Raw genomic sequence first — 16,399 nt, 5'->3', positions numbered from 1 at the left:
AAGTGCCAAATAAAGGCGCCATTATAAAAGCTAATGATGGTGGATTAATAGGTATAGATCACCAAGGGCTGTGAATGCTAAAACAACGTTACCTACCTGATACATTGCCTAAGTAAATAACACGTTGAAGCAACACAAATAAAACAAAAAGCAACAAGTGACATCCATCACACTTTATCACTTCTATTATTAATGCTCTATGCTTAAAGCACTGGCAAATCGTTATTAAATTTCAAGTAATTATCGACATATCAACCAAAAATGCGATCTGAACTAAAAGTGACTCGTCAAAAATCAGATAAAGGCCACATTATTGTAATAAAATTACAGATACAGTGTTCTCAAAGAAAGTTAAATAATTATTTTCACTTTTAATCGAGGTCACAATGACTAACTCAAATGAAATAACTGCACTAAAAAAATACGTACGAGCGACTAACTTCTTGGCGACATCGCAAATTTATCTGAAGCAAAACGTACTTTTTAAGCGTCCTTTACAACATACTGATATCAAGCCTCGTTTACTTGGTCACTGGGGAACGTGTCCTGGTATCAACTTTGTCTACGCTAACGTTAACCGTCTTATTGTTAAGCATAATCGTGAATTCATTTACCTTGTTGGCCCTGGCCACGGTTTCCCAGCAGTACAAGCTAACTTATTTGTAGAAGGTTCATTAAGCCATTTCTACCCAGAGACCATACCTTATACAGAAACGGGTATCGAAGATATCTGTAAAAAATTCTCAGCAGCTTACGGTTATCCATCACATGCGAATCCTGAAGCACCAGGTCAAATATTAGAAGGTGGTGAGCTTGGTTATTCACTTTCAGTTGCTTGGGGCTCTGTATTAGATAACCCAAATCTTATTGCCGCCTGTTTAATTGGTGACGGTGAAGCAGAAACAGGTCCATTAGCTGCATCTTGGTATGCCAACCGTTTAGTCTCACCAGATAACAACGGTGCAGTGCTACCAATCGTACATATTAACGGTTACAAAATTTCAGGCCCTACTCGTATGGGCCGAATGAGCCATGAAGAGCTAGATTTAGAATTCCGTGGTCTTGGTTATCACCCAATCATCGTTGATGATGAAATGGAAACCGATATTTTTGAACAAATGACCGCAGCAATGGACTTGTCATATGACATGATCAATGACATTCAACGTCGCGCACGTTCAGGTGAAGATGTCGTTAAACCACGCTGGCCAGTTATTTTAATGAGAACCGCAAAAGGTTGGACTGGTACTTCTGAATACGATGGTAAGAAACTTGCTGGTAACTGTGAATCTCATCAAGTAATAGTGAGCAACTGCGCCAAAGATAAAGGCCATCTTGAAGCACTTGATAAGTGGTTGGCTAGCTATAAGTTTGACGAATTAGTGCAAACCACTGAAAGCGGTGAATTGATATTTGATAAAGACATTATGTCTTTGATGCCGCCAAAAGAGTTATGTTGTGGTCGTCAACGTCTGAGTTACGGCGGTGAAGTTGTACGTGCTTTAGCAAATCCAGATTTAAACAAATTGGGTTACGGTTCAGAAACAGCTCGTGGTCAACGTGGTTTCTCAATGTTGAAAATGGGTGAGTGGATGCGTGATGCTTTCAAACTAAACCGCGATCAACGTAACTTACGTATCTTCAGCCCTGATGAAACATACTCAAACCAACTACAAGCTGTGTTTGAAGAAACCGACCGCGCATGGCAGTGGCCAATCGAAAGCTGGGATCAAGATATGTCTCGCGATGGCCGCGTGATTGAGCTCCTATCTGAAAATTTACTTTTCGGTATGTTACACGGTTACACAGTAACAGGTCGTCACGGCATGTTCCCTACCTACGAATCTTTCTCTCAGGTAGTGTCATCAATGGCAGATCAATATTGTAAATATGTTCATGCAAGCCAAGGCATCCATTTCCGTAAGCCTATCCCTGCATGTAACGTCGTATTGTCTTCACTATTAGAACGCCAAGATCACAACGGCTATTCTCACCAGAATCCGTCTTTCCTAGGCGCTATGTTAGAGAAACATCCGAACATTATTTCTGCTTATTTACCTGCAGATGCTAACAGTACCTTGGTTTACACTGAACGTGCTTACGCTGATCGCGATAAACTGAACATTATTGTTGCGGGTAAAAAGTCGTTACCACAGTGGTTATCACTTGATGAAGCCCGTAAGCAAGCTAAAGACGGTATCATGGTGTGGGATTTCGCCTCTGATGACAAACCAGATGTAGTACTTGCAGGTTGTGGTGACTACGCGACGCAAGAATGTATGGCCTCACTGGTATTAATTCGTGAGATTTTACCAAGAGTGCGCATCCGCTTTGTAAGTGTCTCAGAACTTCACAGCAGCGGTTTAGGTAGTCTTAAGTTTCAAAGCAAGCCTTGGATGATGGATGAAGTCTTCACTGAAGATAAAGGTGTGGTATTCAACTACCATGGCTACCCAAACACCATCAAAAAGCTTGTATTTGATTATAAAGGTAACCGTCGCTTCCGTATTAAAGGTTATGAAGAAGAAGGTTCAACGACTACACCATTTGATATGGGTGTGCGTAACGGTACTTCTCGCTACCATTTAGTTATCGATATGGCATACAAGTTGTTCCAGCAAGGCGTAATTGATGAATCACAACATGTGACCATCACGACCGATATGTTACAACGCTTGGTAGACCACAAAAACTACATCAAAGCAAACGGTGTCGACCCTGAAGAGATCGAAAACTGGGTGTGGACACGTTAACAGAGCTACCACTCACGTAAAATACGTCCTAATTGGACGTATTTTTGTTTTTAACCCTCAAAAAAAATAACTAACCATGTTTCTTGAGTAACTCATTAAAAATATTAACAATATTTTTATAATAAATCTAATCGTTCAGAGCGTCAAACAATTAACATTACCTTCTGTTTTTATTCATATTTTTAAGATTTCACTTATATGGCAACGAGGTAGCATAGTGAACTATTACAAAATATTAATCCTTTTTACTATGGAAAAACATCTAATTACCGACCATAATTGCGCCGCTGACTAAAATACAAAGAAACACCACATTAAGCGTCAGTAATGCATGAAAATAACAACTCCGTTACATGCATATTTGGTGGAGTAAAATAACAATGGATGTATATATGATGAAGAACACATTAAAAGTAGTATTACTCACCTCTATGTTGCCTTTTGCTGCATCAGCTGCAGAAGAACTAACACCTTGGTATATCGGTGGTGGTGTAGGCGTCAATAACTATGAACCTAGCTGCGACCAAAAAACCATGAAAGTATGTGGTGAAGATGACCCATATGCTTGGGACTTGTTCGGCGGTTATTTATTCAACGAATACATTGGTATCGAATTAGGTTATCGTGACCTAGGCCGTGCTGAATGGACTAATTACGATACTAAAAGCTACGATGTCGGAGCTACCGGCGTTAGTCTAGGTTTAGTTGGTTTTTACCCACTTGCTGACAAGTGGAGCTTATCATCAGAAATAGGTACTTATAGTTACCTATTAGAAAACCAACAAACAGTTAATGGTCAGAAATTAAGTGATTCTGGCGTAGGATTATTTGCTGGCGCTGGTGTTGGTTATAACTTTACCGACAATCTTAAGTTAGAAGCGAAATATCGTCGTTACGAAAATTTAGACGCTGACGCATTAAACAACTTAAAAATGGAAAGTAACTATTGGGGTCTAGCTCTAAGCTACCGTTTTGGTACGATTACTCCAGCTCCAGTTGCTGCTCCAGTTGTTGTTGCACCCGTTGTTGTTGCTCTAGGTGATGATGACAAAGATGGCGTAACAAACAACATCGACAAATGTCCAGACACACCATCAACTCACAAAGTTGATGCGACTGGTTGTAGTGTTTATGAAAACGTTACAACTAAGTATGACTTAGGTGGTATTTTATTTGCTAATGATTCAGCTGAAATCCGTGCTGGTTCGTTTGCTGATTTAGAAAAACTTGCTGACCACTTAACTAAATACCCACAACACACTGTATCTGTTCAAGGCCATGCGTCTAACGTAGGTAAAGCAGAATACAACATGAAGCTTTCTGAGCGTCGTGCGATTTCTGTTGCTAGTGCACTAAATAAAAAGTATGGCATTAGCATGAGCCGTATCAATTCTGTTGGTTACGGTGTCACTAAACCAGTTATGCAAGGTAGCTCAGCTGAAGCTAACCGTGTTAACCGTCGTATCGAAGCTATCGTGACGGGTACTGAAAAGCGCGTAGTATTACGTTAATTGTAATATAGATACGCTATACTTTAGAAGTCGCTGCTTGCAGCGACTTTTTTATTTTCAGAACAACGTAAAAACTAGTACACCAGTGGCTGCCACTGACGTAGCGGTAATAGAATTGGAAGTATGTACCGTATAAACTGACCAATTCTGTCTATTTAGCAACAATAATGGCTTTAAATAAGCGAAAACAGCGGATAATTTCGTAATTTTTTTACAAATAAAGTTGGAATAATTCCTAAAATCGCTTCTAATAAAGGCATTGATCTATATTCATTGCTTAACGAGAGGAAATTTCCATGGCCAATGCACTCGCGCAACTCAAATCATTCACGACCATCGTTGCTGATACCGGCGACATAGAAGCTATTAAGCGTTACCAGCCTGAAGATGCAACAACCAATCCATCACTCATTTTAAAAGCTTCTCAGATCCCTGAATATGCTTTTCTTATCGAGAATGCAATTGAATGGGCTAAAACTCAAAGCCAAAGTATTGAACAACAGATTGAAGATGCAGGCGACAAACTTGCAGTCAATATTGGCGTAGAAATTTTAAAGCTAGTACCAGGTCGTATCTCAACAGAAGTCGATGCTCGCTTATCATTTGACAAGCAACGCTCAATCGACAAAGCTCATAAGCTAATCAAATTATATAAAGAAGCCGGAATTGATAAATCACGAATTTTGATCAAACTAGCTTCGACTTGGGAAGGTATTTGCGCAGCAAAAGTACTTGAACAAGAAGGCATCAACTGTAACCTAACATTGCTATTTAGCTTTGCTCAAGCAAGAGCCTGTGCAGAAGCTGGCGTATACCTTATTTCGCCTTTTGTGGGTCGCATCCTAGATTGGTATAAAAAAGACACAGGCCAAGATTACACTGCAGAAACCGATCCTGGTGTGGTCTCTGTTACTGAGATTTACAACTACTATAAGCAACATGGTTATAACACTGTTGTAATGGGTGCGAGTTTCAGAAATATTGGTGAGATTATTGAATTATCAGGTTGCGACCGTCTAACGATTGGCCCTGCATTACTAGAAGAATTAGCCAATACTGATGTAGAAATCATTCAGAAATTGGTTGCGACACCAGCAACACAGTCGGCTCCAACAGCACTCACTGAAGAACAATTCCGCTGGGCATTTAACGAAGACCCAATGGCAGTAGATAAGTTGGCAGAAGGCATTCGTAATTTTGCCATCGATCAAGGCAAACTAGAAGTTATGCTAAAAACAAACTTAAGCTAGTTGGAGGCTTTACTCGTGACTACACTGACTCAAAGCACGACTTGGAAGGCGCTACAAACCCATTCAAGTCAACTACCTCACATGCGCGAATTATTTGCCCAAAACCCACAACGTTTTGAGCAAATGAGCGTTGCGGCTTGTGGTCTGTTTTTAGATTACTCTAAAAACCGTGTGAACGATGAAACACTTAAGCTGCTATTCTCTCTCGCTAAAGAAGCAAAACTGAGTGAAAAAATTACTGCAATGTTTAATGGTGATGTGATTAACAACACCGAACAGCGCTCAGTATTGCACACTGCATTACGCAGTAAAGCAACTCAAACGATTATTGCTGAAGGAGCGAATATCGTTCCTGAAGTGCAACAAACATTAGCTAAAATGGCTAAGTTTGTTGGCACGGTGCAATCAGGCGAGTGGAAAGGTTATACCGGTAAAGCGATTACAGATATCGTCAGTATCGGCATTGGAGGTTCATTTCTTGGACCTAAAATTGTTTCACAAGCGCTTAGACCATATTGGCAAGCAGGGCTTAATTGCCATTTTGTCGCCAACGTTGATGCAACTTCAATCTGTGAAAAATTAAAAAATCTCAATGCTGAGACCACATTGTTTGTGATGTCGTCAAAATCATTCAGTACTCAAGAGACTCTTACCAATACCCTTAGCGCTAAAGATTGGTTTTTAGGCCAAGGTGCAAGTCAACAAGATGTGGCGAAACACTTTGTTGCTGTAACATCAAATGTGGCTAAGGCAACTGAGTTTGGTATGGACGCTAACAACATATTCCCAATGTGGGATTGGGTTGGCGGACGCTACTCATTATGGTCAGCCATTGGTTTACCAATCGCGCTACTTATTGGTATGGATAACTTTAAAGACTTGTTAGATGGCGCGCATCAAATGGATGAGCATTTTACTAACACGCTTATCGAACAAAATATGCCCGTCATCATGGCTATGTTGTCTGTATTGTATGGTAATTTTCATGGTGCTCAATCACATGTCATTTTAACCTACGATCATTACTTACGTGGTCTTCCGGCTTATTTTCAACAACTCGACATGGAAAGTAATGGTAAATCAGTGACACTCGATGGCACTGACGTCGATTACAGCACCGGTCCCGTCATTTGGGGCGGTGAAGGTACCAACGGTCAACATGCCTATCATCAGTTGCTACATCAAGGCACAGCACTTATTCCTGCCGACTTTATTATGCCGTTGCAAAGCCACAATCCGTTGGGTGAACATCATGACCAACTTGCATCAAACTGCTTTGGGCAAACCCAAGCCTTAATGCAAGGTCGTACCTACGATGAAGCACTGGCTGAACTAAGCAATAGCCAGCTTGATGAGCAACAAAAACCGCTTATAGCAAAACATAAGGTAATGGTTGGTAACAAGCCAAGTAATACCTTATTGATGGATAAGCTAACGCCAACAACATTAGGTGCGTTAATCGCGCTATATGAGCACAGAACCTTTGTTCAGGGTGCTATATGGCAGATAAACTCATTTGATCAATGGGGTGTAGAGCTAGGTAAGCAATTAGGCAATGATGTGCTTGAACGAATTGGTGCCGACCAAGATGCTACCGATTTAGATGCATCGAGCAATGCATTAGTGAACCTGTATCGTAAAGGTAAGCTATAGAACAAATACTAGCCTTAAATAAAAACCTCAGCTTGCTGAGGTTTTTTTATGCGTTTTTGATATCAAATTCACTAAACTGTGATTTATTAGTAACGTAAATGCAACACAACTATTGCACCCTATAGCTGAAATATGGTACTTATTTGTGCAGAGACATCATAATAACAAGGGAGGTTACCATGGATCGATTAGACTATGGTGGTGCGCTAGACGAAGTTGTTGAAAGACCAACCCGCTCAAAAAGCTCGTCAAAAAAACGCAAATGGCGTGAAATTGAAACCATTAAGGATAAACAGCGTTTACTCAAGGAATTGCAAGATATTGATGATTCATTCGATTTTGATGTTAATACATTAGTGCTTTAATTGAATCCCACCACATTTAACACTTAACGATAAAATCGATTAAAAGAGCGCATAGAGCGCTCTTTTTGTTTGCCAAAATTTATAGGTTGGTTATGAATGTACATCACAACCCTCTAGCCCAGAATAATCACATCATTTGTTATCTGAATGTTCAATATAGGTCCGTAAATCTTCAAAAATCGTTTTATCATTATCATTAAATAACGGATCTTCAATTAAGCGATTTTGACATAACACGTTGATTTTTTGCCAATCGTTATTGTCTAATGCCTTAACAAAATTAGGAAATACTTCCCGTTCTTCATACTGCATATGCAATTGTTGTAGGTCAATATATTCTTGCAGATCGTTAATCAACTTGTCGCGCGAGATAACCACATCCGAAAGAATCATATTCAAGCTATAAACTAAAGCACCCGATGCCTCAGCCAAACGATGATGTTCATTATAAAGTTGGCCACAATTCGCTAAACCCGTTTTATTACTGTAATAATCGAAAATAATATCTTCCAACGGGTGATGACTATGCTCAGCATAGCCTTGCATATACTCAACGATATCCCTAACCAGATTAAAATTAACTCCGTTACCTTCAGCCAATCGAGTCAATTTATTCGAAAGGATATTCAACAAAATGGCAATATGCTTATGATCGCGCATTAAACGTTGCAACATAACCTTCTCCCGTCATCTATCTACAAAACACCAATGTATAAATAATAGCCAATAATGCGTCTTTTACTAATCTACACTGTGATAAGCATTATGAGGTATGACCAAGATCATAATATTGAAATATAAAAAAACACCTAATGCCAATCTCATTGATATTAGGTGTTAGATATTTGAAGCTAAGGGGTTACTTTAACACAGCAAACATATGAGCCTTAAGCTGACCAAAATCAGCATCTAATTCTGCTGACAGAATCGTTTTGTGTGCCACTGCAGCTAATTCAGGAGGTAACGGCAAATTAATGGCCAACTCACGGTCAACCACATCTTTAAACTTCGCAGGATGCGCTGTACCTAGAAATACACCAGTTTCGTTACCTCTTAGGCCAAGCGTTAATGCATGAGCTGCAATCGCCGCATGAGGCTCTGATTGATAACCCAACTGATAAAGTTCTGCTAAAGCGCCAGCGGTATCATCTTCAGAAAGAGCCACGCCAGCTACCAATGATAACGGCCAGCCCATTTGCTCACAAATCGCTTCAACACGAGGCCAATTACTTGGCTCTGACACATCCATAGCATTTGACATAGTCGCTACCGTTTTATGTGGCTGCCATTCTCCACCAGTGAGATAACGCGGTACAGTGTCATTGCTATTGGTTGCTGCAATAAAACGTTTAATAGGTAACCCCATGGCTTTAGCAAATAACCCGGCCGTTAAGTTACCAAAATTACCGCTGGGTACAGACATCACAAGCTCATTATGTCCAGCTTGCTTTGCTTGCGCTACCGCTTCAAAGTAATAACATATCTGAGCTAATAAACGGCTGATATTAATCGAATTAGCAGAATTTAACGCTAAGCCATCGCGAACATCACTGTCATCAAAAGCTTGTTTTACCAGATGCTGACACGCATCAAAGTCAGACGTTACTGCCACAGTATGAATATTTTTACCTAAGGTGGTAAACATCTTCTCTTGTAGTTCGCTAATTTTACCTTTTGGGTATAACACCATTACATTAACGTTATCTAAACCATAGAATGCATCCGCTACTGCAGCGCCAGTATCACCCGATGTTGCGGTTAAAATGGTCAGTTTTTTATTGCCAGCAAGTAAATCAACACATTGGGCCATAAACCGTGCGCCAAAATCTTTAAACGCTAATGTAGGGCCATGAAAAAGCTCTAAACAAGCGCGTTTATCATCAACCTTAACGAGTGGTACATCGAAGGTAAATGCCTTATCAACGAGCTTATCAACACTTTCCTGCCCTAGTTCATCCGCTAACCAAGCACCCAAGACTTTTTTGCTTCGCTCAGCAAAGGGTAATGCCAGCAATGCATCTATATTGGATAGTACAGGAATGGACTTTGGGAAAAACAATCCTCTATCTTTACCTAAACCCAGCTGAACCGCTTGACTGAAGTTAACTACCTGCGATGGGTGTTTTAAGTTATATAATTCCATTGCGACTGCCTTTTAAATTTCAATATCAATAATGTGAAAGAGAGCGTTACACGCAGCGCGTGCCTAGTTTATCTAATTTACAAACGTGTGCAAAACCACCTTGCTCCGAAATATAATGCTGCATCAACCAGTTTTTGGCTTTTTCTGCAGTGGCTAAATCGTCGGTTACACTAAACAATGTTGGGCCGCTGCCAGAAATACCACTAGTCAGCATGCCTAATTCAGCTAATGCTGATCGCGCTTCGGTATAACCAGGAATTGCGGATGCACGATAAGGTTCAGCCAAAACATCTTTTAGCATCTCAATCGCTAATGCGGCATCTTGCTGATAACTCGCGTGAACAAATGCACTTAAGTAACGTCCAAAATCGATGGCTACAGACTTATCATATTGCTGCGGCAGCAATTCGCGCATTTTGGCAGTAGATAATGAAATTCCCGGGTAAGCGATAACCCAATACCAGCTATCAAAACTTGGAATAGCAGCGCATGCTTTGTTGCTGGCATTAAGCATTAGCTGCATGCCGCCTAAATAGCATGGCGCTACATTGTCATAATGCACGCTGCCAGATATCTTCCCTTCAAACTCGCCCATCAATGCTAATAAGGCTTGCTGGTTAAAAGGCTGTCCAAAATGTTCATTTAAGGCATATAACGCAGCGACTACAGAGCTGGCACTAGAGCCTAACCCACTGCCGACTGGCAGGTTTTTCTCTAGACAAACAGTGACACCATCTTGTCGTTGTAATTTATTTAAAAAAAACTCAGCACATTGGTAAACAATATTATCCTTACCATCGCTCGGTAATTTATGTGCCCATTCACCTGTTTGGCTATATTCAACCCCGCTGGCAGCAGCGCTAATCATCACTCTATCGCCCAATAATGAGCCATCAATTGGCGCTAATGCTGCGCCAAGCAAATCAAAGCCAACACCAACATTGCCCATAGACGCTGGAGCATACACAGTAAGCGTGTCTTGGCTTACTTTTAACGTTTGATTCATAACCCAACCTCACGAGTCCAGTTTAAGGTTCTTAATACGTCAGCAAAGGCCCCAGCAGCAGTAACATCGGTACCGGCACCATAGCCTCTTAATACAAAGGGAATTGGTTGATAATATCGGCTATAGAATGCCAGCGCATTCTCGCCACCTTTTACGCTGTATAATGGATCAGTTGCATCGACTTCAATAATTCTGACATGGCATTGCCCCTCTTCAATTTGGCCAACATAACGCAGTACTTTACCTTCGGTTTTAGCCGCCGCTACTCGAGCTGAGATAACCTCATCTAATGAAGCAAGATTGGCCATAAATTGATTAACATCGCCAGAGTCATCAAAATCAGCAGGCAATACCGATTCCACATTAATGTCGTCTAACTCCAAAGGTAAACCCACTTCGCGAGCAAGAATTAAGACTTTACGGGCGACATCCATACCACTTAAATCATCACGAGGATCAGGCTCAGTAAAACACTTATCACGGGCAATTGCTGTCGCTTGCGATAAACTCATACCGTCATCTAACATACCAAAAATGTAAGATAATGACCCAGATAAAATACCATTAAACTTATGTAGCTTATCACCGGCATACATTAATTTTTTCAAGTTATCGATAACCGGTAAACCAGCTCCTACCGTCGTTTCATACAAAAACTGTCGACGCTGAGTTAAAGCCGTTTTACGCAATGCTTGATAGTAAGCATAATCACGAGTGTTCGATTTTTTGTTTGGGGTGACGACATGGAAACCGGCATTCATCACATCAAGGTAACGGTCTGACACTAACTCGCTTGATGTACAATCAACCAGTACAGGATTAAGTAATTGCTGCTCTTGCCCCCACTCAAGTAGCTTAGCTAAATCATACGCTTGACCCTTCTCGGCCAACAATGACTGCCACTCACTAAGTTCAATGCCTTCACTATTCAACAACATTTGGCGTGAATTGGCGATACCACAAACTCTGACACTAATGTGCTGCTCTTTTAACATCGCACTTTGCTGCTTGATTTGATCGAGTAATCCAGCCCCCACATTACCGCTACCGACTAAAAAAACATCAAGATACTGCTGAACATCGAAAAATGCTTGATGGCATGCTCCAATAGCATGTTTGGTTTTTTTCTGTTGAATAACAGTAGAAATAGAACGCTCAGATGACCCTTGCGCAATGGCAACGATGTTGACACTGGCTTTAGCTAGCGCAGTAAAAAACTTAGCCGCTACGCCCTTGTGGGTTTTCATGCCATCACCGATCAAAGACACAATCGACAGGTCATGACGTAACTCAATCGGTTCAAGTAATTCACTCTTAATTTCTAGCTCGAACTCCTGCTCTAATGCCCATTTCGCTTTATTGGCATCTAAAGTTGCCACACAAAAACTGATACTGTACTCAGATGAGCTTTGCGTAATAAGAGAAACCGAGATGCCACAGCGAGAGATAACCGCTAATGTTCGGCTTGCCATACCGACCATGCCTTTCATACCAGGGCCCGATACGTTAAACATGGTTTGATTATCAAGATTGGAAATTGCTTTAACTTGTAAACCAGTTTTATCATCGTCATTAGACACTAGCGTGCCGGGAGCGGATGGATTAAAACTGTTTTTGATATAACAAGGAATTTGATATTGAGCAATTGGCGCAATCGTTTTAGGATGCAACACTTTGGCGCCAAAATATGAGAGTTCCATCGCTTCTTGATAGCTTAATTGTGACAATAATTTAGCGTCGGCCACAACACGTGGATCAGTGTTATAAACTCCATCCACATCAGTCCAAATTTCACAACTAGAAGCGTCTAAACAAGCGGCCAACACTGCGGCAGAATAATCAGAACCATTACGACCTAATGTTACGACTTTGCCTTGAGCATCTGCAGCAGTAAAACCAGGCATCACCCATACTCGATATTGATCAAGCGGTAATAAGGTAAAGCGAGGTTTGCTCACCGCAATATCAACGACCGACTCCAACGGCTGACCATGCGCTAAAAATAACGCCACTGGATCTAATTGTGCTGAAGTGATGTCTTTCGCTAACATAACTTGTTCCATTAATGCCGCAGATAAACGCTCACCCGTCACCACTATTTCAGCACGAACACTATCAGGGCATTCGCCTAGCAGTTTAATACCGTAAAGTTTATCTTTCCAAACTTGCATTTGTGCCGTTAATTTCCCAATCAGCAGCTCATGTTGAAGAGCCGTAATAAGTGATGCCGCCGCGTCAGAAAACAGCCCGCTATAGACCAAATGAATATGATCTAATACCGGTTGATAATCATGTTGTTCAACTGCTATATCTACCATTTCTAAAAGCGCATTGGTCACTGTGGCAGGAGCTGAAAGCACTGTAGCAACAGATTCTGTCAAAGCCGTATCAGCAATAATATCTGCCGCCATCGAAAAACGAGGCCAATTCGCTAGCGATGTTCCACCAAATTTCATTACTTTCATGTCGCTCTCCTTGTCACTCATAAAGTGACAACATTAAATTAAAATCAAATGATTAGAATAAAAACAAAAAAGCCCGCTTCAGTTGTTAGAAGCGGGCTTTTTATGCAAAATCTTTTAGGGTGTAATCAGCCCGCCCCCACTATTGTAATAGTGGTGGTTGTAATGGTTGTAATTACAACGAGCATGAGGGTAAACATTTGATGATTCTCTTCGTTAAGTTAAATGTTAACTGCCGATAATATTTAATTAGATTAAATAGCTGATCCACGTTGGCTAACAGAATTGCTTTTTTAACCTAAGGTTGTCAACCCCTCATTACAGTTTATTTACTAGTTATTTTTTAAGTTGAGTTGATTTTTTTAATAATTAAGTTGTTAAAAATCGATAATGAGTAGTGATAACCATTATTGATTGCCTTATCCAACGTTAACGTAGACGTAAGAGTAATAAACAAAGTTAAGTAAATACAACAATTTCATAATGATAGAAGTAGTAACTTAATATGTATTCATAAAAAGATTGCCAATAAATGTGTAACCAAGATGATTTATCCGCCTTAGCTATTTCCTACACCAATTAAATGATTTATTTTCACCATCAGTCGATGTAAAACATGCAGCATAAGACAAAACAAAAAAAGCTGTGATTCAATAACCAAAAACTGATGTTAGTCATCGCAGCCTTATATCAAAATACGGTATGATACTCACATCACAATTGGAGGCGATATGAAAATTACAAAACATGCGGCGGTCACTATTCATTACCGCTTATCTGATGAGCAAGGTCTATTAGTAGAAAGTTCATTTGAAAGTGAACCAATGGTTTACTTACATGGCACTGAAAATTTAATTCCTGGACTTGAATCAGTTTTGGAAGGTAAAACTGTTGGTGAAAATATCGAGGCAAAGATCCCTGCGGAACAAGCCTATGGCGAATATCACCCAGGTTTAAAGCAAGAAGTTCCTGTCAGTGCATTTGGTGATGTCGAAGATATCGTTCCAGGTATGCGTTTTATCGCTGAAACTGAAATGGGTCAACGCCCTGTTCAAGTAATTGAAGTGAAAGATGATGTCATCGTTGTTGATGGTAATCACCCTCTAGCGGGTCAGTCACTGCATTTTAGTGTCGAAGTTATTGCTGTAAGAGAAGCAACAGCAGAAGAGCTATCTCATGGACATATCCATGCAGAAGGCGGCTGTGGTAGCCATGGACACGATCACGGACACGACCATGAATCATGTGGCACAGAGAAACCTGGCTGTGATGGAAATGGCGGCTGTGGCTGTCGTTAATTCATTATTGATTAAATAGATAAGTGACTCATTCTATCTTTCATGTCTATTTGTCAGTAGAAAGGTTGAAATATCATAAGGTATTGTCTATTCACTAGGCGATACCTTTTTCTTTAGGTTAATCTTAACCAGTTAATTACATCAATTAGTCAGATTTATTGTATCGACCGTTAAGGATAACTTGGGTGATGCAATCCTCACTAATTGACACCCAATATAATAATTAATAACTAGCGACGGAGTGCTTATGTTAATTAAACCGCTGTATGAATTACTGCCGTTCACTTACATGCTTGTAGGCAGTGTCAGTATTTTTCTTCTTGAACCTAATTATGCACTTATTGCTTCAATTGTAGTGTATTTATATGGTGCACATATTTACAACTTACGTTCCAAGAACCGTAGAACCGATCCCAAACGTAAACGCAAATCAGGATTAATCCCCGAAACGATTTATGGTCTATTACCCTTTATTTACGTATTAAGTGCCGTGAGCCTTTATCGTTTTTACCCTAGAGATTCGAGCACACTTTTTGCTCTGTGCCTAACCACGTATGGTGGATACCTATTTTTAAGACGTTTAAGTTATCGTCATCACAGATTACCGCGGGGAGTTAGCCAATAGTCAGATTTATTATTGCAATGAGGATCAAAAAGGTTAACTGAACAAAACAGCATAATGAATTGATTAGCAAGTGTTAATAGTGAACCTAATGTAATTAAAATCGATGGGTGTCTATTTGATTTTATGAGCAATGCTTTAGGCTCGATAGGTAATAAAAGACACCTATCGAGTCAGTTATATTGGTGATTTATCAGCACTGAATTATCAGCATTGAGGACTGAAATATTGTGTCGATGCGAATCGATGACCAATTACTTAGCTTAGAATCAATTGTTAATCTAGAATCAATTTTTTAACTAAGTCTCTTTGATTTACTGGCATATTTTTTAAATAATTTGAACACCGTGTAATCGTTGCAATACTCACTTGATGTTCTGCAGCAATTTGTCTCTGACTCAATTCCCCTGCTAATAACGTTTGGAACACCTGTAAACGCCCAGAAACTGCACTTCGCTCTTCTTCGGTTAATAATAAATGAAACAACACCGACAAATCATCTTCATTTGCATGGGTTAATATTTTTTCTACCACTAAATTCCAATTGGCACGCATTGTTTTTTCTCTTTTTAGTAATGCCCAGACATTACAAGTGTACCAAGGAAAGACGTCGATTAGCAAAATTGCTACCGATAAACTTGTAATGAAAAATGAAAAATAACTGCGGGATGCTATTGATGAAAGATATCGCAAAATGCTTATAAAATTGTGTAGAATGAGATGTAATACCCTCATAACTAAGCGCTAAAAACTCGACTAAGCAGTAGGCTGAACACTTAATGGTTAGCACTTTAGTTAAAATTTAGCATAATTATGTGGATATCTGTGCTTATGGAACCGGTACCACCCACAAAAAAGTGAAGGATGACGATGAAAAAGATATTACTAACGGTTGCGGCAACCGCAATGATGATCCCTGCTGTGTTTGCGAATAATTTTGAAGAACCTGCAGATGCCATTGAATACCGCCAAGCTGCTTTCGGCTTAATTGCTTATAACTTTGGTGATATGGGCGCTATGCTAAAAGGTAAAAAACCTTTTGATGCTGCTGTATTTAGTGCTCGTGCAGATAATGTTGCAGCGCTATCAAAAATACCACATGAAGGTTTTATTGCTGGTTCAGATAAAGGTGATACCGAAGCACTAGCTAAAATTTGGCAAGATAAAGCCGATTTTGATAGCAAAATGACTGCATTTCAAGATAATGCCGCGGCATTAGCTGTTGCAGCTAAATCAAGCGATAAAAATAGCATTAAACAAGCTTTTGCTAACACTGGTAAAAGCTGTAAAGGTTGTCACGACGTTTACAAAAAAGACTAATTTGATTAGTTAGCTC

General features: G+C 40.0%; 13 protein-coding genes and 1 other annotated feature. Of the genes, 8 read left to right on the top strand and 5 right to left on the bottom strand.

Features of this window, described 5'->3' with window-relative positions; all coding sequences use genetic code 11:
- Window positions 1–386 precede the first annotated feature (386 nt).
- From CXF88_RS07915 to CXF88_RS07895, 5 genes are all read left to right on the top strand, one after another.
- Window positions 387–2,753 (top strand): phosphoketolase family protein, encoded by a 2,367-nt coding sequence (locus CXF88_RS07915; protein ID WP_101086375.1) that lies wholly within the window; start codon window positions 387–389, stop codon window positions 2,751–2,753.
- 392 nt (window positions 2,754–3,145) lie between these two features.
- Window positions 3,146–4,264 carry an OmpA family protein gene (locus tag CXF88_RS07910; RefSeq protein ID WP_101086374.1) on the top strand — a complete coding sequence of 373 codons (1,119 nt, stop codon included), beginning with the start codon at window positions 3,146–3,148 and terminating at the stop codon, window positions 4,262–4,264.
- A 296-nt stretch (window positions 4,265–4,560) separates the two neighbouring features.
- Entirely contained in the window at window positions 4,561–5,514 is a 954-nt protein-coding gene (gene tal, locus CXF88_RS07905; RefSeq protein ID WP_101086373.1) for a transaldolase, read from the top strand.
- Between the two features lie 15 nt (window positions 5,515–5,529).
- On the top strand, window positions 5,530–7,167 hold the full coding sequence (gene pgi / locus CXF88_RS07900; protein ID WP_101086372.1) for a glucose-6-phosphate isomerase: 1,638 nt from the start codon (window positions 5,530–5,532) through the stop codon (window positions 7,165–7,167).
- A 179-nt stretch (window positions 7,168–7,346) separates the two neighbouring features.
- Window positions 7,347–7,532, top strand: a complete 186-nt coding sequence (locus tag CXF88_RS07895) for a DUF3545 family protein (protein ID WP_101086371.1) — start codon at window positions 7,347–7,349, stop codon at window positions 7,530–7,532.
- Between the two features lie 132 nt (window positions 7,533–7,664).
- On the opposite strand, the gene CXF88_RS07890 is transcribed toward CXF88_RS07895, so the two are convergent.
- The 4 genes from CXF88_RS07890 to thrA form a co-directional block, all read right to left on the bottom strand.
- Complete coding sequence (locus CXF88_RS07890) at window positions 7,665–8,207, bottom strand: hemerythrin domain-containing protein (RefSeq protein ID WP_101086370.1); 543 nt, start codon at window positions 8,205–8,207, stop codon at window positions 7,665–7,667.
- A 184-nt stretch (window positions 8,208–8,391) separates the two neighbouring features.
- On the bottom strand, window positions 8,392–9,675 hold the full coding sequence (gene thrC, locus CXF88_RS07885) for a threonine synthase (protein WP_101086369.1): 1,284 nt from the start codon (window positions 9,673–9,675) through the stop codon (window positions 8,392–8,394).
- A 46-nt stretch (window positions 9,676–9,721) separates the two neighbouring features.
- Window positions 9,722–10,681, bottom strand: coding sequence for a homoserine kinase (gene thrB / locus CXF88_RS07880; RefSeq protein ID WP_101086368.1), 960 nt, complete (start codon window positions 10,679–10,681; stop codon window positions 9,722–9,724).
- Complete coding sequence (gene thrA, locus CXF88_RS07875; RefSeq protein ID WP_101086367.1) at window positions 10,678–13,146, bottom strand: bifunctional aspartate kinase/homoserine dehydrogenase I; 2,469 nt, start codon at window positions 13,144–13,146, stop codon at window positions 10,678–10,680. Before thrA ends, thrB begins: the two co-directional genes overlap by 4 nt.
- A gap of 62 nt (window positions 13,147–13,208) precedes the next feature.
- Window positions 13,209–13,331, bottom strand: a sequence feature (Thr leader region).
- 543 nt (window positions 13,332–13,874) lie between these two features.
- Here thrA and slyD point away from each other — a divergent pair.
- The gene (slyD, locus tag CXF88_RS07870) at window positions 13,875–14,441 is read left to right on the top strand and encodes a peptidylprolyl isomerase (RefSeq protein ID WP_011638355.1); all 567 of its coding nucleotides are present in this window, start codon (window positions 13,875–13,877) and stop codon (window positions 14,439–14,441) included.
- A gap of 247 nt (window positions 14,442–14,688) precedes the next feature.
- A complete protein-coding gene (locus CXF88_RS07865) occupies window positions 14,689–15,066 on the top strand; it encodes a hypothetical protein (protein ID WP_101086366.1) in 378 nt (125 codons plus the stop codon).
- Between the two features lie 273 nt (window positions 15,067–15,339).
- On the opposite strand, the gene trpR is transcribed toward CXF88_RS07865, so the two are convergent.
- Window positions 15,340–15,618 carry a trp operon repressor gene (trpR, locus tag CXF88_RS07860; RefSeq protein ID WP_101086365.1) on the bottom strand — a complete coding sequence of 93 codons (279 nt, stop codon included), beginning with the start codon at window positions 15,616–15,618 and terminating at the stop codon, window positions 15,340–15,342.
- A 315-nt stretch (window positions 15,619–15,933) separates the two neighbouring features.
- Between trpR and CXF88_RS07855 the strand changes: the two genes are divergently transcribed.
- Window positions 15,934–16,383, top strand: coding sequence for a cytochrome c (locus tag CXF88_RS07855; protein ID WP_101086364.1), 450 nt, complete (start codon window positions 15,934–15,936; stop codon window positions 16,381–16,383).
- Window positions 16,384–16,399: the final 16 nt, after the last annotated feature.

It is taken from the genome of Shewanella sp. ALD9 (assembly GCF_002836315.1).
Taxonomy (GTDB): Bacteria; Pseudomonadota; Gammaproteobacteria; order Enterobacterales; family Shewanellaceae; genus Shewanella.
The sequence above is the reverse complement of the archived record's forward strand: the minus strand, read 5'-3'. Positions and strand labels throughout refer to the sequence as shown.

Excerpts from the sequence above, each read along its gene's own strand:
- slyD (WP_011638355.1), top strand. The coding sequence starts at position 13,875 with ATGAAAATTACAAAACATGCGGCGGTCACTATTCATTACCGCTTATCT.
- trpR (WP_101086365.1), bottom strand. The coding sequence starts at position 15,618 with ATGCGTGCCAATTGGAATTTAGTGGTAGAAAAAATATTAACCCATGCA.
- CXF88_RS07855 (WP_101086364.1), top strand. The coding sequence starts at position 15,934 with ATGAAAAAGATATTACTAACGGTTGCGGCAACCGCAATGATGATCCCT.
- CXF88_RS07895 (WP_101086371.1), top strand. The coding sequence starts at position 7,347 with ATGGATCGATTAGACTATGGTGGTGCGCTAGACGAAGTTGTTGAAAGA.
- thrA (WP_101086367.1), bottom strand. The coding sequence starts at position 13,146 with ATGAAAGTAATGAAATTTGGTGGAACATCGCTAGCGAATTGGCCTCGT.
- CXF88_RS07865 (WP_101086366.1), top strand. The coding sequence starts at position 14,689 with ATGTTAATTAAACCGCTGTATGAATTACTGCCGTTCACTTACATGCTT.
- thrC (WP_101086369.1), bottom strand. The coding sequence starts at position 9,675 with ATGGAATTATATAACTTAAAACACCCATCGCAGGTAGTTAACTTCAGT.
- CXF88_RS07890 (WP_101086370.1), bottom strand. The coding sequence starts at position 8,207 with ATGTTGCAACGTTTAATGCGCGATCATAAGCATATTGCCATTTTGTTG.
- CXF88_RS07910 (WP_101086374.1), top strand. The coding sequence starts at position 3,146 with ATGATGAAGAACACATTAAAAGTAGTATTACTCACCTCTATGTTGCCT.
- tal (WP_101086373.1), top strand. The coding sequence starts at position 4,561 with ATGGCCAATGCACTCGCGCAACTCAAATCATTCACGACCATCGTTGCT.
- thrB (WP_101086368.1), bottom strand. The coding sequence starts at position 10,681 with ATGAATCAAACGTTAAAAGTAAGCCAAGACACGCTTACTGTGTATGCT.
- CXF88_RS07915 (WP_101086375.1), top strand. The coding sequence starts at position 387 with ATGACTAACTCAAATGAAATAACTGCACTAAAAAAATACGTACGAGCG.